At 59.2% G+C, this 18,236-nt stretch carries 14 protein-coding genes, 1 tRNA gene and 1 pseudogene; all 16 read left to right on the top strand.

Translation table 11 applies throughout. The annotated features are described in order from the left end of the window. The first annotated feature begins 18 nt into the window (after positions 1–18). Positions 19–1,584, top strand: a complete 1,566-nt coding sequence (locus tag JJB09_RS12560; protein WP_201658329.1) for an ABC transporter substrate-binding protein — start codon at positions 19–21, stop codon at positions 1,582–1,584. Positions 1,585–1,722: 138 nt separating this feature from the next. Continuing rightward, on the top strand, positions 1,723–2,745 hold the full coding sequence (locus tag JJB09_RS12565) for an ABC transporter permease (RefSeq protein WP_201658331.1): 1,023 nt from the start codon (positions 1,723–1,725) through the stop codon (positions 2,743–2,745). Next, complete coding sequence (locus JJB09_RS12570; RefSeq protein WP_201658333.1) at positions 2,745–3,632, top strand: ABC transporter permease; 888 nt, start codon at positions 2,745–2,747, stop codon at positions 3,630–3,632. The genes JJB09_RS12565 and JJB09_RS12570 overlap by 1 nt, the downstream gene beginning before the upstream one ends. Next, positions 3,632–4,474: an ABC transporter ATP-binding protein gene (locus tag JJB09_RS26625; RefSeq protein ID WP_246748693.1), complete on the top strand. Its 843-nt coding sequence runs from the start codon at positions 3,632–3,634 to the stop codon at positions 4,472–4,474. Before JJB09_RS12570 ends, JJB09_RS26625 begins: the two co-directional genes overlap by 1 nt. Further along, on the top strand, positions 4,471–5,397 hold the full coding sequence (locus JJB09_RS26630; RefSeq protein WP_246748694.1) for an oligopeptide/dipeptide ABC transporter ATP-binding protein: 927 nt from the start codon (positions 4,471–4,473) through the stop codon (positions 5,395–5,397). Before JJB09_RS26625 ends, JJB09_RS26630 begins: the two co-directional genes overlap by 4 nt. Continuing rightward, entirely contained in the window at positions 5,394–6,941 is a 1,548-nt protein-coding gene (locus JJB09_RS12580) for a hydantoinase/oxoprolinase N-terminal domain-containing protein (protein ID WP_201658335.1), read from the top strand. Before JJB09_RS26630 ends, JJB09_RS12580 begins: the two co-directional genes overlap by 4 nt. Further along, a complete protein-coding gene (locus JJB09_RS12585) occupies positions 6,931–8,016 on the top strand; it encodes an S-methyl thiohydantoin desulfurase family protein (RefSeq protein ID WP_201658338.1) in 1,086 nt (361 codons plus the stop codon). The genes JJB09_RS12580 and JJB09_RS12585 overlap by 11 nt, the downstream gene beginning before the upstream one ends. Positions 8,017–8,033: 17 nt before the next feature. Beyond that, positions 8,034–8,465, top strand: a pseudogene (locus JJB09_RS26915) (S-methyl thiohydantoin desulfurase family protein); the annotation flags it as partial. 154 nt (positions 8,466–8,619) lie between these two features. Next, positions 8,620–9,108, top strand: coding sequence for an S-methyl thiohydantoin desulfurase family protein (locus JJB09_RS26920; protein WP_343229018.1), 489 nt, complete (start codon positions 8,620–8,622; stop codon positions 9,106–9,108). Positions 9,109–9,432: 324 nt separating this feature from the next. Beyond that, positions 9,433–9,506 (top strand) — tRNA-Cys (locus tag JJB09_RS12595). 130 nt (positions 9,507–9,636) lie between these two features. Continuing rightward, on the top strand, positions 9,637–9,888 hold the full coding sequence (locus JJB09_RS12600; protein ID WP_201658341.1) for a DUF2934 domain-containing protein: 252 nt from the start codon (positions 9,637–9,639) through the stop codon (positions 9,886–9,888). A 336-nt stretch (positions 9,889–10,224) separates the two neighbouring features. Continuing rightward, positions 10,225–11,700, top strand: a complete 1,476-nt coding sequence (gene glgA / locus JJB09_RS12605) for a glycogen synthase GlgA (protein WP_201658344.1) — start codon at positions 10,225–10,227, stop codon at positions 11,698–11,700. A gap of 114 nt (positions 11,701–11,814) precedes the next feature. Then, positions 11,815–12,459 (top strand): protein-L-isoaspartate O-methyltransferase family protein, encoded by a 645-nt coding sequence (locus JJB09_RS12610; protein ID WP_201658347.1) that lies wholly within the window; start codon positions 11,815–11,817, stop codon positions 12,457–12,459. A gap of 304 nt (positions 12,460–12,763) precedes the next feature. Continuing rightward, positions 12,764–14,182, top strand: coding sequence for a TolC family outer membrane protein (locus tag JJB09_RS12615; protein ID WP_201658350.1), 1,419 nt, complete (start codon positions 12,764–12,766; stop codon positions 14,180–14,182). 198 nt (positions 14,183–14,380) lie between these two features. After that, the gene (locus JJB09_RS12620; RefSeq protein ID WP_201658353.1) at positions 14,381–15,163 is read left to right on the top strand and encodes a PopZ family protein; all 783 of its coding nucleotides are present in this window, start codon (positions 14,381–14,383) and stop codon (positions 15,161–15,163) included. A 115-nt stretch (positions 15,164–15,278) separates the two neighbouring features. Further along, positions 15,279–18,107 (top strand): valine--tRNA ligase, encoded by a 2,829-nt coding sequence (locus JJB09_RS12625; protein ID WP_201658356.1) that lies wholly within the window; start codon positions 15,279–15,281, stop codon positions 18,105–18,107. Positions 18,108–18,236 lie beyond the last annotated feature (129 nt).

The following is an 18,236-nucleotide window of genomic DNA, read 5'->3' on the forward strand; positions in this document are numbered from 1 at the left end:
CTTTTACTGGGAAAACAGATGAGCAAGCACAGGCTACTTGTATCCACAGCGATCGCGGCCTTCGTCGCTGGAAGCGCTGGCGTTTCTGCCGCATTTGCAGACACGGTCGTGACCATGAACACCGTGCAGATCTTTGGTACTATCGATCCGGCGAAGATCTCCGACTACACCGATTACATGGCGGTCGTGAACCTCTATGACGGCCTGATCTCCGTCGATTCCAGTGGCAACCTGATTCCGGAGCTGGCCGAGAGCTGGACCGTCTCAGACGATGCCAAGGAAGTCACTTTCAAGCTGCGCGCCGACGCCAAGTTTACCGATGGCTCGCCGGTCACTGCAGCCGATGTCATCTATTCCGTCGAACGGCTATTGAAGATCAATCAGGGCCCGGCCAGCCTTTTCGCCGACGTGTTGAAGCCGGGCTCCGTAACGGCTGTCGACGACAAGACGGTCAAGTTCGTGCTCAGCAAGACTTTCTCGCCGTTTTTGACGACAGTGCCGTCGATCTTCATCGTCAATTCCAAGGTTGTGGCGGCCAATGCCGGCAGCGATGACGCCCAGACGTTTCTCGGCACAAAAGTCGCCGGCGCCGGCGCCTATACGCTGAAGGAATGGGATCGTGGCGCGAAGATGACGATTGTTCGCGACAAGAACTACTACAAGGGTTTCGGCGAAGGCCCGATCGACGAAGTGCGCTGGATCATCACCAATGACGAAGCGACGGTCCGCTCACTGGCCGCTTCGGGCGAGTTGACGATGACCAGCCAGTTCCAGTCGCCGGAAACCTATAAGGCGCTCGAGGCGATGGGGCGCTTCAACATCCTGACCCAGCCGACAGGTAATGCCTTCTATCTCAAGCTCAACACCAAGATCGCGCCGACCGACGACGTCCATATCCGCCGCGCTATCGCGCTGGCCACGGACTACAAGACGATCCGGGAAGTGATTTTTCCAGGCGCTGACATGAATGGCCCGTTGCCGTCGGCATTTGCCGATTTCTACGCTGCCGACATCAAGGCTCCGGCCTTTGACATCGAGGCTGCCAAGGCCGAGATTGCCCAATCGAAATATGCCGGTCAGCCGATCGATATCACCCTGGCTTATGTGGCGGGAACGAAATTCGAAGAAGAAATCAGTCTGCTGATGCAGGCCAATCTCGAACAAATCGGCTTCAAGGTGACGCAGCAGGCCGACCCCTGGAACAGGATCACCGAGATCGCCACCAAGGTGGAGTCGACACCGGCCGTCAATCAGATCTTCTTCGGCCCGACCTATCCGTCACCGGATTCGATGTTCTATACGCAATACCATTCCAACGCGGCCGGCACATGGGCATCGATGGAGTGGCTGCAAGATCCTGCCGTCGACAAGCTGATCGATGATGCCCGCGCGACCGGCGATCTGAAGCAGCAGGCCGAGATCTACAAGGAATTGCAGCACAAACTGGTGGAGATCCAGCCGGACGTTTTCCTCATGGCGCAGAATGTCCAGCATGCAATCGACAAGTGCCTGACCGGTTATAACGCCGTGCCAATGCAATCCGTCGACTACGATTTCACCCGCTTCACCTGGACCTGCAAATAGGCTGGCGCACTTGCGACCCCGGTTCCTTCCCTCGGGAGGGGCCGGACCGCGAAAGGTTGGCTTCGGATCTGCGGGTTGTACCCGCCAGCGAAGCCGTGAGCTGATTTCCTCAATCTCTTCATCCAAGGGGCCGCAGACTTGGAATTCCTCATTTTCCTTTTCCGACGGATATTATGGTCGATTCTGGTCCTTGTCGGCCTGTCGATGGTAATCTTCGCGATCGCCCGCGGCATGCCCGGGGATCCCGCCAGACTGGCGCTCGGCCCCAGGGCGACCCAGGAGCAAGTGGACGACCTGTCGAGCAAGCTCGGGCTGGACCTGCCACTCTACCAACAATATGGCATGTTCGTTTCCGGCCTTGCCAAGGGCGATCTCGGCCGCTCGCTGCTTACCGAGCGCCCCGTCAACGACGACATCCGCGACACATTTGCCGCAACCTTCGAGCTGGTTCTGGCGACCATTACCATCGCCTTCATTCTCGGCGTGCCCCTCGGGGTCATGGCCGCACGCTGGAAGGACAGATGGCCTGATAACCTGGTGCGGTTCGTCGCGATCATTTCCGCCGTGATGCCAAGTTTCTTCCTGGCGCTGCTGCTGCAGATCCTTGCCGGCTATGTGCTGCACATCCTGCCGACCACCGGCCGGCTACCGCCGAGCATGGCGTTTTCGCCAGATATCACCGGCCTGATCACCGTGGACTCGATCCTGCACTGGCGCTGGGATGTGTTCGGTGAATCGCTCCGCTACCTGTTGCTCCCGTCGATTGCCTTGGCGGCCGCGACAATGGGCCAGATCGCCCGCATCACCCGCGCCTCGATGATCGACGTGTCGAGCCAGGATTACATCGAGGCCGCGCGTGCTTTCGGCATTCCGGAGCGAGTGCGCGTGTTCAAGTACATGCTGCGACCCAGCTTTGTGCCGCCGATGACGATCATGGGCCTGGAATTTGCCTCGATGATCGGCAACGCCTTCGTGGTCGAGCTTGTTTTCGCCTGGCCCGGCATGGCGGCCTATGGCGTCCGCACCATCATGCAGAAGGATCTCAATGCGGTGATGGGCGTGGTGATCGTCTCCGGCGTGTTCTTCGTCGTCGTTAATCTTGTCATCGATGTGTTGGTCGGCTTCGTCGATCCCCGCGTCCGGATCCGGGGACATCGTTGATGGCCGAGTTTGAAGCAATTTCCAACGAACCGGCGCGTCTCTCGAACGCTTACCAGAACTGGTATCGGTTCTCGCGCAATCCGACAGCCGTGATCGGCGCTGCAATCGTGGTGATTTCGATCCTGGCTGCCCTGCTTGCGCCGTGGATCACCCCCTATCCCGACCATGTGGGCGCTGTCGTCAATTTCCGCGCGCGCCACCTGCCGCCCTCGACCGAATACTGGTTCGGCACAGACAATGTCGGCCGAGACATCTTTACGCGCGTCATCTACGGCACGCGGATCTCGCTGTTGCTTGCACTTGTGGTGCTTGGCACCGCAGTGCCGATTGGCACCGTACTCGGGCTGCTCGCCGGCTATTTCGGCGGCTGGGTGGAAACGGTCATCATGCGGCTGACCGATGTTGCGCTCGCCATTCCGCCGTTGGTGATGGCGCTGGCAATGGCGTCGGTTCTGTCGCCCGATCTCATCAACTCGATGCTGGCGATCGCAGCGCTGTGGTGGACCTGGCATACGCGGCTCATCTATTCCATCACCCGGCAACTCAGGACCCAGGAATTCGTCGAAGCGGCCGAGACGCTGGGGGCTTCCAAGTTCCACATCCTTTTCCGGGAAATCCTGCCCAATTGCGTGTCGGCGCTTGCGGTCAAGACGTCGCTCGATTGCGGCTTTGTCATCCTGGTCGGCGCGTCGCTTTCCTTCCTCGGTCTTGGCATCCAGCCACCGACACCGGATCTCGGCACGATGGTGTCGCAGGGCTCAGCGTTTCTGCCCGACTATTGGTGGGAATCGATCCTTCCGGGTTGTGCAATCCTGTTCATCGCACTTGGCTTCAACCTGCTTGGCGACGGTCTGCGCGACCTCTTCGACGTACAGGAGATCAAATAATGGAATCGCTGCTTTCGGTTCGCGATCTCTCCGTCGAATTCTCGACCTACGGCCGCGCCAGCAAGGTGTTGCACGAAGTTTCGCTTGATGTCCCGGCCCGTTCCCAGGTGGCGCTGGTTGGCGAAAGCGGGTCCGGCAAGACCGTGACCATGAAGGCGATCATGGGGCTGCTGCGCGAGCCGCCGGCCAGGATCACCAATGGCCGTATTCTCTACGATGGCGTCGATCTGCTGACGATGCCGGCCGCCGAGCGGCTGAAGCTGCGGGGAACCGCGATGTCGATGGTGTTTCAGGATCCGATGAGCTCGCTCAATCCGGTCTTCACCATTGCCGACCAGATGGGCACGATCCTTAAATATGCGGACAAGCGGCTTGGACGCGGCAGGAGCGGCCGGGAACGGATGGCCCGCGTCCATCAGGTGCTCGAGCAGGTCAGGATGCGCGATCCGGAAAGGGTCTCGGCATCCTATCCCATCCAGCTGTCCGGCGGGATGCGCCAGCGCATCCTTATCGCCATGGCATTGTTGAGCGAGCCGAAGCTGCTGATCGCCGATGAACCCGGCACCGCGCTCGACGTTACGACGCAGGCGCAGATTCTGAAACTGTTGAAAGATCTGGTCGAGGCGCGGGGGCTTGCACTGCTGATGATCACCCACAATCTCGGCGTCGTTCGAGAAACCTCCAGCCATGTCTACGTGATGAACAAAGGTGTGGTGGTGGAGAATGGACCGACGGCAGCGATCTTCGAGGCGCCGCAGAACGAATACACCCGCAGCCTGATCGCGGCGGTTCCACGCCTGACTGGCGGCATGGCCTTTGGCGGAAAGGAGATCCGCGCATGAAGCCGATGCTGGAGATCACCAACCTCTGCAAGTTCTTCCCGATCCGCAACGCACTGGGCCGGCATACCGGCGATGTGCGGGCAGTGGATAATGTCTCCTTCTCGATCCCGCGCGGCGCGGTCTACGGGCTGGCGGGCGAAAGCGGTTCGGGCAAATCGACGATCGCCCGGATGATCATGGGCCTGTCGCAGCCGTCCAGTGGCGAAATCCGCATCGACGGCGAGCCTGTCGGATCTGTCCGCAGCTCCCGCGAGCACGGCAGGAAAGTGCAGATGGTTTTTCAGAATCCCGGCTCGTCGCTCAATCCGCGCCGTACGGTCGGCCAGTCGATCGCCGTGCCGCTCGATGCACATGGCCATCCCTCGTCCGGGCGGGCGCGGCGGATCTCCGAATTGCTGGAAATGGTGCAACTGCCGACGAACTTCGCCGAACGCTTTCCGCACGAGCTTTCCGGCGGTCAAAAACAGCGCGTGGCGATTGCCCGCGCCCTGGCGGTTACGCCGCGTCTGGTGGTGCTCGACGAGCCGACATCCGCGCTCGACGTTTCGGTCCAGGCGCGTGTCATCGACCTGCTGGTCGAGCTCGGCCAACGACTGGATCTGACCTTCCTGTTCATTTCCCACGACCTGAGCCTGATGCGCAATTTCGCTAGCCAGGTCGGCGTACTCTATCGCGGCAAGATCGTTGAGACCGGCCCCACGGCCGATGTCTTCGTCAACCCGCAACATGACTACACGCAGCTGCTTCTTGCATCGGTGCCGGTGATATCGGCCGAGGAAGAGGCGATGCGTCCCAAAATTCCGCTGATCGATGGTGAGATCCCAACGGCCGAAAAGCTCATCGAACTGAGATCTGGTGGCCACCAGATCTCCGGTCAGGCGTCGAATGCCAAACAGAGTTTCAATGAGGAACAACCAAGATGATTAGAATTGGGATCGATGTCGGCGGCACCAATACCGACGCCGTCGTGATGGACGGCACGCAGGTGATCGCAGGCGTAAAATCCGCCACGACGGCCGACGTGATGGGCGGTGTGGTCAATGCGTTGAGGGATGTGCTGGCCGCCTCTAAAATGGCTGCTGGCGCCGTCGATGTGGTGATGATCGGAACCACCCATTTCACCAACGCTGTGGTCCAGCGCCGGGACCTGGCACCCACCGCCGCGGTGCGACTTGGCCTGCCGGCAACGGCCTCGCTGCCGCCGATGGTCGACTGGCCGGAAGACCTCAAGAGTGCGATCGGCAATCACACTTACCTGGCCCATGGCGGCAACGAGTTCGATGGCCGCGTGATCTCTCCGCTCGATGAAGAGGAGTTGCTGGGAATCGCCGCAGACATCAAGTCAAAGGGCGTCAATTCAATCGCCATCACCTCGGTCTTTTCGCCCGTCTCGAATGCGTTCGAGTTGCAGGCGCAGGAGATTTTCGCCCGGGCATTGCCGGGTGTACATATCACTCTGTCGAGCGAGATCGGCCGGATCGGCCTTTTGGAGCGTGAAAATGCCGCGATCATGAATGCCTGCCTTCGCGATCTCTCTGCACATGTCATCGCGGCGTTCCGAAACGCAATCTCCGAAGCCGGGATCAAGGGACGGTTCTTCCTGACCCAGAACGACGGCACGCTGATGGATGCAGCCTTCGCGGAAAAATTTCCGGTGCTGACATTCGCATCCGGTCCCACCAACTCGATGCGCGGCGCGGCATTCCTCTCCGGCGTCGATGAGGCCATCGTCGTGGATATCGGCGGCACCACATCGGATGTGGGTTCCCTGCACAAGGGCTTTCCCCGTCAAGCCACGGTTGCGGTCGAAGTGGGTGGCGTCCGTACCAATTTCCGCATGCCGGACGTGTTCTCGATTGGCCTCGGCGGTGGATCGCTGGTGATCGACGGGGAAGGCGGCATCAAGATCGGTCCGACGTCGGTCGGTTACCGCATCAAGACCGAGGCGCTGATCTTTGGCGGCGAGACTTTGACGACGACCGACATCACCGTGGCCGCCGGTCACGCCGAACTTGGCGACGCAAGCAAGGTCGCACACCTGCCCAGGAACCTGCTCGACCGAACCCAGGCCCAGATTTTGGAAATGCTGGAGGATTGTGTCGAACGATCTCGTCTGTCTCCCGAGCCCCTCCCGGTTATCGTCGTCGGCGGCGGCTCGGTCCTGGTCAATGGTCCGATTGGCGGGCTGGAAGTTATCAAGCCGGCGCATTTCGGTGTTGCCAACGCCGTGGGCGCCGCGATCGCCCAGGTTTCTGGAGAAATCGACCGGGTCTATGCGCTGGCCGAGATCGGCCGGGACCAGGCGCTCGATGATGCCAAGGCGCGCGCCATCGATGCCGCAGTCGCCGCAGGCGCATTGCGCGAAAGCGTCGAGATCGTCGATGTCGAGGACGTGCCGCTCGCCTATCTGCCGGGCAATGCAACGCGCGTCCGTATCAAGGCTGTAGGAGAACTTCATGTCGCGTGATTTCAAAAGACTGGAAGAGGCGGACCTGATGCCGCTCGCAATCGGCGCGGCCCTGCTCGGAACGGGCGGTGGCGGCAATCCCTATGTGGGCATGTTGCGTACCCGCGAACTCCTTCGCAGCGGCGCCAAGATCGAGATCATGCCACTTGAAGCACTTGCCGATGACGACTGGGTCGCGGAATGCGGCGGCGTCGGCGCACCGGTCGTGGGCGTCGAGAAGATCGAAGAAGGCGGCGAATGCCACCGTGCCGTGATGGCGGTCGAACAGGCGGCAGGCGTCAAGTGCTCGGCGGTGATCTGCGCCGAGATCGGCGGCTCCAACTCGATGGAGCCGATCATCGTTGCCGGCCGTGCGGGCATTCCCGTCGTAGATGGCGATGGCATGGGCCGTGCTTTCCCCGAAGTCCAGATGACGACCTTTTTCATCTATGGCGCCAAGCCGTCGCCGGCGGCAATTGCTGACGACAAGGGCAACGTCGTGGTGTTCCAAGAGGTCGTCGATATGTTCTGGCTGGAAAAGTTCGCGCGCGACGTTTCGGTCGGGATGGGGGCAGGGGCTGGCTTTGCGGTTGCGCCGATGCGTGGCGACTTCATCCGCAAGACGGCGGTTCCCGGGACAGTCACGCAGGCGATCAACATTGGCAAGACGGTGTTGAATGCGCGGCTAAAGCACCAGAATGTGGTCGAAAGGATCGTCGAGGAAACAGGAGCCAAGCTGTTTTTCACTGGAAAGATCAGCGATATCGAGCGTACGCTTACCGGTGGCTTCTCGCGCGGCAGGGCGAAAATTTCCGGCGTTGGCCAGTGGGCTGGCTCGGAGGCGGAAATCGCCATCCAGAACGAGAACCTCGTGCTCTGGGTCGATGGCGAGGCTGTAATCATGGTGCCGGACCTGATCATGAATCTGGAACTCGAAACCGGCGAGCCGATTACCACCGAAATGCTGCGCTATGGCCAGCGGGTGGCGGTCATCGGGCTTCCGGTGCATGCGCTGCTGAAAACGCCACGGGCGCTCGAAATCGTTGGCCCGGCCGCGTTCGGTTACCCCGACCTCACGTTCAAGCCGCTCGGCTGAGGATTTCGATCATGCAAATGCTGCGCACAATCCATGCGGAGGATCTTGAGGACATCGCCATCGGCGGTGCCATTTTGGGCACCGGCGGCGGCGGCGATCCCTACATCGGCAAGCTCATGGCCCAACAGGCCATCCGCTGGCACGGTCCGGTGAAGATCATCGATGTCGAGGAACTCGCCGACGATGCACTTGTCGTGCCCGTCTGCATGATGGGCGCCCCGACCGTGATGACCGAAAAGCTGCCGCAGGGCGATGAACTGATCAACGCGTTCCGCCAGCTCGAACAGCTGATGGGTCGAAAGATCGATGCGGTGCTCTGCGCCGAGGCGGGTGGAGTGAACTCCACCACGCCTTTCATCGTTGCCGCCGCGACCGGCCTGCCGCTTGTCGATGGGGACGGGATGGGCAGGGCCTATCCCGAGCTTCAGATGGTGACGTTCAGTATGCATGGCGTATCGGCTACGCCGATGGTTCTTTGCGACGACAAGGGCAATTCCATCGTGCTCGAAACGGTCAGCAATGCCTGGACGGAACGGTTGGCACGGGCTGCAACTGTGGAAATGGGCGGATCGGCGCTGCTAGTTCTACCCGATGAGCGGTGCGGTGGCGAAGAAAGCGGTTGTGCGCGGCACCTTGACGCTCTGCGCCAATCTCGGCCTGTCGCTGCGCGAGGCACGGGCAGCGCATGCCGACCCTGTCGCGGCGGTCACGGGCATGCTGGGAGCGAAGGTGATTTTTCATGGCCGGGTCCGGGACATAGACCGCCGGACGGAGGGCGGCTTTGCGCGGGGCTCTGCATGGTTCGACGGCGTCGAAGACTGGCGCGGCCACACATTCAAGCTCGATTTCCAGAATGAATTCCTGATGGCCGAGCGCGATGGGAAAATCTTGGTAACGACGCCGGATCTGTTGACCCTGCTGGAAGCCGACAGCGGCAATTCTGTTACGGCGGATTCGCTGAAATACGGCCTGCGGCTCCTCGCCATCGCCTTTCCCTGCAATGAGCAGTGGCGGACACCCGAGGGCATCGCACTCGTCGGTCCCCGCTATTTCGGCTACGACATCGACTACACGCCCTTTGATTTCGAATAGATTTTTTCAACGCCGCCTATTCCAAGAGCCGTTAGCTGCACAAGGTGAATGGCTCGCACCGTCATCCCGAACAACCGGTCGGGATGACCTCGCAGATGTTTGGGGAACAGCACAATTGCCTCGCGCGAGATATTAGTCCCTTGTTGGCTTCCATTTGCGTCCAGGCGTCTGTGTCGAAAACCTGCCTAGATTGCTTCGACAACAGCAAATACTTGGTCACCTCGCTATTCAGAATAAAAAAGGGCGAGGGATTCAGAATGGCCCCTTGCGCTTAGAGTGATTCCAGTCTAAACGCCTGCCAACGCTCAAGATATTGAGCAGTGAGGCCTCGTGGCGGAATGGTTACGCAGAGGACTGCAAATCCTTGCATCCCGGTTCGATTCCGGGCGAGGCCTCCAATCTCTTCTTGATTGTCACGCATGATAAGGCAAACTGTTCGGTGTACCTCGTAAGACGAGGTCCTTCGTCAATACTGTTTGTTTGTACGTCAGCCGGAACGATACGCCCGGGCGAGATGAGGAGACGATCATGACGCGGACAGAAGAGGAAATCCGTAAGAAAGCCTATGCCATATGGGAAAGCGAAGGCCGTCCGGAAGGGCAGCATCACAGGCATTGGCTTGAAGCGTTGCGAGACAGTGAGCGCAGTTCCGTACAGCTTGCGCCGGCAATCGTGAAAGCCAAGAAGCCTTCGCGCGCAAAGGTCACGTCCGCAGCAGAGTTGGACGTTACGCCAGCGACCAAAAAATCGACCCGCGCACGCAAGCCGCCGCAGTCCTGACGCCGCTCTTCTTGCGAGATGTTGCCCCATCATGTTGCATGAAGATGCTGTGGAGGGTCGGGGAACTGCCTTGTGAGTTTGAACAGAACAAGGTGCAAGCAAGGGGTGTTGAAGCGAGGTTGATAAACACGCCTGCGGGCTGCGTTGGTTGCTCCCGTGCTTTGGGGGGGGGCGACCTCGTCCACATGTAATGTTGCATTGCAGCATGTTTCTGAGGTTACTTGTTCGTGAAAGCCTTAGGCTTATAGTATCTGCGTTCGAATTTATCCGTCAGTAACCTTGTGCGTTTGAAGTGACAGTGGGATCGAATTGATTCTGCAGAACTGGGTGGAAGAAATGCGCATATTGTCGGTGGCATCCGAAGTCTTTCCGTTCGTCAAGACCGGCGGCCTGGCCGATGTGACGGGAGCCTTGCCCAAAGCGCTTCGTGAGTTCGACATCGCCACGATAACACTCGTGCCTGGTTATCCGGCTCTGCTGCCCATGGCCCGGGAAGGTGCGCCACTTGCAGTCTTCGAGGACGTGCTCGGGGAAACTGCCCATATCAGGCTCTTCCAGACGGAGGAGCAGATCTTTCTGGTGCTGGACATCCCGTCGCTTTATGATCGCCCCGGCACTCCATATCTCGATGAACAGGGCAGGGACCATGCCGACAACTGGAAGCGCTTTGCGGCGCTTTCCCTTGCTGCCGCCAAGATAGCCAACGGCGCGCTGCCGGGTTGGGTGCCCGATCTCGTCCACACCCATGACTGGCAGACCGCGCTGACTTCAGTCTATCTGCGCAGCATGAACAACCAGACGCCCGTTGTGCTGACCATTCACAACATTGCTTTCCAGGGACAGTTTTCCTCCGGCATTTTCCCGTGGTTGCAACTGCCGATGAGCACGTTCTCGATGGACTGCCTCGAATATTATGGCGATGTCTGCTTCCTGAAGGGCGGATTGACGACGTCCAACATCATCACCACGGTGAGCCCGACCTACAGCCGCGAGATCATGACCCCCAAGTTCGGCATGGGGTTGCAGGGCGTGTTGCGCGCCCGCGCCAATGTCGTCAAAGGTATCCTCAATGGCACGGACGACGATATCTGGGACCCCGCCAAAGACCCGTATCTGGAGCGCACATTCGACCTCTCCACCGTCTCGGACAGGCGGATCAACCGTCTGAAACTGGAGAGCGAATCCGGCCTCGACAGCGACGACGGGCCGATTTTTGCGGCCGTCAGCCGACTGACGTGGCAAAAGGGCGTGGATATGCTTGCCGAGGTGGCCGAGGAGATCGCCTATCGTGGCGGCAAGCTCATCGTGTGTGGGCGCGGTGATTCCGCCATCGAGGATTTGTTGTTGGATACGGCTCAGAAACTGCCTGGCAGGATGGCCGTGCATATCGGATACGATGAAAGGATCGCTCACCTGATCCACGGCGGCGCAGACGCGATTGTGCAGCCGTCTCGTTTCGAGCCCTGCGGTCTCACCCAACTCTATGGCCTGCGATACGGCAATGTGCCGATCGTGTCGCGCACTGGAGGACTGGCCGAAACCGTGATCGACGCAAACGACGCAGCCATGGGCGCAGGCGTAGCAACCGGGTTTCAGTTCCATCCGGTGACGACCGAAGGGTTGCGGCACGCAATCCGTCGCGCGATCGACGCGTATGCTTCGCCGGCGCAATGGCGCCAGCTGCAGGCGCAGGGCATGAGCGCACGGTTCACTTGGGATCGCAGCGCGAAGCTCTACGCGGATCTTTATCGCGACCTGGTTCCGGAGCGCAAAAGGAGCGGGTTGAACATCGTTCGAGCCGTTGCGTCATGACGGTGGCATTTTTCCGCATTGCAGCGCGCTTTCACCTTGAAAGCCTAGGCCCATCAAACTAAGACCAGCGGTGAAGAAGAGCTAATTTCTGTATTTTAAGGATGAGCCAGGACGATGGACTACACGGCGCAGCGCAACAAGATGGTCGACAATCAGATCCGCACCACTGATGTGACCTCGCATTCCGTTTTGAATGCGTTCCTCAGCGTGCCGCGCGAGAGCTTCGTTGCCGACAGGTTGAAGCCCCTGGCATATAGCGACAACGACCTTGAGATCGCCCCCGGGCGTTATCTCATGGAGCCGTCTCCGCTTGCCAAGCTTATCCAGCTGGCCGGCATTCGCAAGACTGACAACGTGCTGGAAATTGGTGCGGGCAGTGGCTACGGCTCGGCTCTGCTGGCAGAGCTTGCCGGTTCCGTTGTTGCGCTTGAAAGCGATGCGGCGCTGGTCGAAGTGGCAAAGGCCAACCTTGCCGGTTGTCCCAATGTCGCCGTCGTAGCGGGCACGCTTTCCGCTGGTCATGCTGGCAAGGCACCTTATGATGTCATCTTGGTCAGTGGATCTGTCGATCAGGTCCCAGATTCGCTGTTCTCGCAGCTCAAGGAAGGCGGCCGGCTGGTTGTTGTTATCGGCCAGGGCCTGTCGTCCAGCGCGCGCATTTTCGTCCGAGAGCAAGGCACTCAGTCCGAGCGATTCGCCTTCAATACTTCTGTGCGGAAATTGCCCGGTTTTGACAAAGCTGCCGAATTCATCTTTTAGTTGTTGGTCGACTAAATTATTGATTAAGCAAAGATAAGGCGGCCTGGGGTCGCCTTTTTCGTTTTCGGACAACGATGATTTTCCTCGGCACTGCAGGTTGTTGCCGTTTGGCAACGGGACTGCACATTGTGCCATGTATAACGGTCGAATGGATTGCTCCGGAGATTTCATCAGACCATATATGCATTTGATCGGCCCGAACTCTGTGACGGCGAACGATGATGGATTCTGAACCGCATGAAGCGGCCATAAACAGAGACGGGTCTCCCAGGCCCGCGATTTGGCGGCGTTCGCCGCAGGCAGGATGAGTGACGTGTTGAAGCTTAGAATGGCTATGCTGGCCGCTTTTGTGGTCCCGGTTTCGCTTGCCATTGCCAGCCCGGCTATTGCCGGTAGCATCTATGACGCCATGGCCAAGGCGTATGAAAACAATCCTGACCTCAATGCAGCGCGGGCTGGTCTTAGGGCGACCGACGAAGGTGTCACCATCGCCAAGGCGGGATGGCGGCCCCAGGTTTCGGGATTTGCTCAGAAGACGACCAACCACTTCGACCGGAATTTGCAAGGTGTCACCACAGATGCGTTCGGCCGGGAAATTGATGACAAGCAGGGGTTCAATTCGTTCCAGGCTGGCATCACTGTTACTCAGCAGATTTTTGATGGCTTCCAGACGTTGAACGATGTCCGGGCTGCCGAATCCAACGTCTATTCCGAGCGGGCTTCGCTAAAGGCCACCGAAATTCAAATTCTGCTTTCCGCAGCCCAATCCTATTCCAACATTGCTCGCGATGAGCAGATCGTCTCCATTCGCAAGCAAAACATGGCATTCCTGCGCGAGCAGGTTAAGGCCGCCAATGCCCGGCTTGACGTGGGTGAGGGGACCAAGACCGACGTAAGTCTTTCGCAGGCTGAGTTGGCGGCGGCCGAAGCGTTGCTGGCAAGTGCGGTTTTCCAGCTCAAGCAGAGCCAGGCGGTTTTTGTCCAGATCGTCGGAGAGGCCCCGCGGGGGGTCAAGCAGGCCAAGCCGATCAGCAACCAGGTTCCAAAGTCTGTGGATTCCGCCGTCGCGACCGGTTACCGCGAGCATCCGTCAATCATTGCGACCATGTATGCGATCGATGCCGCTGGCTTTCAGGTCAAGTCTGCCGAGGGGGCAATGCTTCCGGGTGTCGTCATCCAGGGGCAGTTGACCAACAATCAGGGCAACTCGCCATTTACCTCGCTGAACGATTACAGTTCCTCGACACTGACCGCCCGGCTGAACGTGCCGATTTACCAAGGGGGGGCGGAATACGGTCAGATCCGTCAAGCCAAGGAGCGCCTTGGCCAACAGCGGATTATGCTGGATTCAGCCCGGCTCGAGGTCCAGAGAACGATCGTATCTGCGATGGCCCAGTATGAAGCAGCCCAAGCCATGATTTCGGCCAACTTGGTGCAATTGCAGGCCTCCAACGACGCGCTAGCGGGCGTCATCGAAGAACAAAAGGTCGGGCAGGCAACCACGCTCGATGTGCTCGACTCCCAGGCCAAGGTCCTACAGGCGGAGGAAAGTCTCGCCCAGTCGCGCCGGGATGCGGTGGTGGCGAGTTTCGCCATCGTTGCGGCCATGGGCCATCTCACGATCGATACGATGAACCTGAAGGTCGCCAAGTATCAGCCCGAAACAAACTACGAAGCGGTCAAGGACGCCTGGATCGGCCTGCGGACAGTAGACGGGCGCTGAGACGCAGCGTGCCGGGTTTCGACCGTTCACGAACGATTCCGGTGAGGGTGCCGATTGCATTCGATAAAACTGTGTATCATCGCATTTTATTGATTCGAGGGAGTTTTTTCCAATCGGACGATGACATAAGATTCGTTAACTGCGTCGCGTGTCGGCGCAACAAGAACGAAATGCGGCGCTATTTCCCGAGGACAAATTATGGCTCAGCCCAATGTCGTGCGCGAACCTTCCATGGACGAGATTCTGGCGTCCATCCGACGGATTATCGAAAGCAACGATCCGGTGCCGCAGCCTGGTATCGCAACGGGTCGTGCCGAGCCGGAAGGCTTTAGCGGGCGGCCCGCAAATGACGACATGGAAGAGGTAACCCTCACCGTGGACGAGAGGTTCGCTGCTGACGACAGCGAAGACCTCTATGTCGATCCGACTTCGATTGTGTCCAATGTTTCTCGTCTGTCCGGCGTCGCGCCGGTTGCCAGAGAGGCTGAAGTGTCGAACACCAGCGAGACTCCCGCAAGCCAGCCCGCGCAGATGCAGCCTCGGGCACTGTCGCTTGCCGATGTTGCTGCGCGGGTGCGTGCTGCTTCGGAGCGGCGCGAGCCGGCAGTTCAGGAGCATGTTGTTGAAGAGGCGCCTGAGTTGGCGGTGCCCTCCGAGGAGCCTGCCGAGACGGTTTTCGAAGCTCGACAGCAGCCAGTCGAGCACTATGCACCCGAATTGGACACTGCAGAAGAATTGGTAGACGAAGTCGTACCGCAGCCGGTGTCATTGCTATCGTCCTCCGTGGGAGAGCAGGTCGCCCGGTCGTTTGAGAGCCTCGCTCTGGCCGTTGATGATGCCGAGCGTCGCTCGTTCGACCAGATGGCGGAAGACATGCTTCGTCCCATGCTGCAGGAATGGCTGGACGACAACTTGCCGAAGCTCGTCGAACGGCTTGTGCGTGAAGAGATCGAACGCGTGGCGCGCGGCGTCCGTCGCTGAGTTCAAACAAGGCAGCACGATTTGTGAAAGCCACCCTCGCGGTGGCTTTTTCGTTGCATCCTGTGTGAGTTACCATTACGGAATGCAGCAAATTCAGACCTCTGGCGGTAAAAAAATGCTCGAAAAAACCTATGACTCTGCGTCCGTTGAACCAAAGATCGCAAAGATCTGGGAAGAGGCGGATGCATTCGCGGCCGGCGCCAATGCAAAACCGGGCGAGGACAGCTTCTGCATCGTCATTCCGCCACCGAATGTGACCGGCTCGTTGCATATGGGCCATGCGCTCAACAACACGCTCCAGGACATCATGATCCGTTTCGAGCGGATGCGTGGCAAGGATGTCCTCTGGCAGCCGGGCATGGACCATGCGGGCATTGCCACGCAGATGGTTGTTGAACGCCAGTTGGCCCAGCGCAAGGAACCGTCCCGCCGCGACATGGGCCGTGATGCTTTCGTCGAACGGGTCTGGCAGTGGAAAGACGAATCCGGCGGCATCATCTTCAACCAGTTGAAGCGCCTCGGCGCGTCCTGCGATTGGTCGCGCGAACGCTTTACCATGGACGAGGGGCTGTCCGAAGCCGTGCTGGAAGTCTTCGTCCGTCTCTACAAGGAAGGCCTGATCTACAAGGACAAGCGTCTGGTCAACTGGGATCCGAAGCTTCTCACCGCGATTTCGGATCTCGAAGTCGAACAGGTCGAAATCAAGGGCAATCTCTGGCATCTGCGCTATCCGCTGGAAGAGGGCGTTACATACCAGCACCCGGTCGCTTTCGATGAAGAGGGCAAGGCCACGGAGTGGGAAACACGCGACTATCTCGTCGTCGCCACGACACGGCCTGAAACTATGCTTGGTGATACCGGCGTTGCCGTCAATCCGGAGGATGAGCGTTACAAGGCGATTATCGGCAAGCATGTCATTCTGCCGATTGTCGGCCGGCGTATCCCCATTGTCGGGGACGATTATGCCGATCCGACTGCAGGGACCGGCGCCGTCAAGATGACGCCTGCACATGACTTCAACGACTTCGATGTCGGCAAGCGTCGTGGCCTGCGTCAGGTCAGCGTGCTGACCACTGACGCCAAGGTCACCCTCCAGGAGAACGAGGATTTCCTCGAAGGTTTGACGCCGAATTCGCAGCAGCAAGGCATGTGGGACCAGCTCGAGGGCAAGGACCGCTTCGAAGCGCGCAAGCTGATCGTTGCAATCATGGAAGAGGGCGGGCTGCTCGACAAGATCGAGCCTCACACGCACATGGTTCCGCATGGCGATCGCGGCGGCGTGCCGATCGAGCCGCGCCTAACCGAGCAATGGTATGTCGATGCCGCAACGCTGGCGAAGCCTGCAATTGCCTCCGTTCGCGAGGGACGCACGAATTTCGTGCCGAAGAATTGGGAAAAAACCTATTTCGAGTGGATGGAGAACATCCAGCCGTGGTGCGTTTCCCGTCAGCTTTGGTGGGGGCATCAGATACCTGCCTGGTACGGCCCAGATGGTACCGTCTTCGTCGAAAAAACCGAAGAAGCCGCGCTTCACGCTGCAATCCAGCATTATCTGGCGCATGAAGGTCCGATGAAGGCTTATGTCGAGGATCTGCTCGAAAATATGAAGCCGGGAGAAATCCTGACTCGCGACGAAGACGTGCTGGATACCTGGTTTTCCTCTGCGCTCTGGCCGTTCTCGACGCTTGGCTGGCCGGACAAGACGGTAGAGCTTTCCCGTTACTACCAGACCGATGTCCTGGTGACTGGATTCGACATCATTTTCTTCTGGGTCGCCCGGATGATGATGATGGGCCTTCATTTCATGAAGGATGAGGATGGCACGCCGGTCGAGCCGTTCCACACCGTCTATGTGCATGCGCTGGTTCGCGACAAGAACGGCCAGAAGATGTCGAAGTCCAAGGGCAACGTCATCGATCCACTTGAACTGATCGACGAGTATGGCGCCGATGCACTGCGGTTCACATTGGCGATCATGGCCGCGCAGGGAAGGGACGTGAAGCTGGATCCTGCTCGTATCGCGGGATATCGCAATTTCGGCACCAAGTTGTGGAACGCCACGCGCTTTGCAGAGATGAACGGCGTCAAGGCAGATCCGGGTTTTCTGCCTGAAGATACCAAGCTGACCATCAACCGCTGGATTCTTACCGAACTCAACAAGACGGTTAAGGAGGTTACGGCCGGCATCGAGCAGTTCAGGTTCAACGAAGCTGCCGGCGCGCTCTACCGCTTCGTCTGGAATCAGTTCTGCGATTGGTATCTCGAATTGCTGAAGCCGATTTTCATGGGCGAGGACGAGGCAGCCAAAACCGAAGCACAGGCGTGTGCGGCATACGTGCTGGATCAGACGTACCGCTTGCTGCATCCTTTCATGCCGTTCATGACCGAGGAGTTGTGGGAACACACGGAAGCCCGTCAAACCCTGCTGTGCCACGCCGCATGGCCGGCGCCAGTGTTTGCCGATCAGGATGCCGCCGAGGAAATCAACTGGTTGGTCGATCTCGTGACCGGTATTCGCTCCGCCCGGGCTGAAATGAACGTTCCCCCAGCGGCGACCGCTCCGCTTATTCTGGTTGATGCGAATGTCGCGACCACCGCACGCGCTGGCCGCCACGACGCTGCCATCAAGCGCCTTGCGCGCGTCGAGACGATCGCTTTCGCCGATCAGGCACCGAAGGGTGCTGCTCAGGTGCTCGTCGGCGAGGCGACAGCTTGCCTGCCGCTCGGCAGCCTCATCGATGTGGCGGCCGAGAAGTCGCGGCTTGAAAAGGCGCTGGCAAAAGCCGATGCAGAAATGCAGCGGATTGTTGCAAAGCTTGGCAATGAGAAGTTCGTTGCCAACGCCAAGCCGGAAGTCGTCGACGCCGAACGCGAGCGTATGACGGAACTGGAACAACAAAAGCAAAGCCTTCTTACAGCGCTCGAGCGGATTGCCGAAGCCTGAACCATGTGATGGTTATCAGTATGCCGGGCTGTAACAGTCCGGCATACGTTTTTGAACCGCTCATTATGCCGCCCAAACCCCTTCAGGGATGCCAAACTCCTACAGGGATGATTGTCCGGAACCAACGGA

This window comes from Phytoamicus setariae (assembly GCF_016722925.1).
Classification (GTDB): domain Bacteria; phylum Pseudomonadota; class Alphaproteobacteria; order Rhizobiales; family Rhizobiaceae; genus Rhizobium_E; species Rhizobium_E setariae.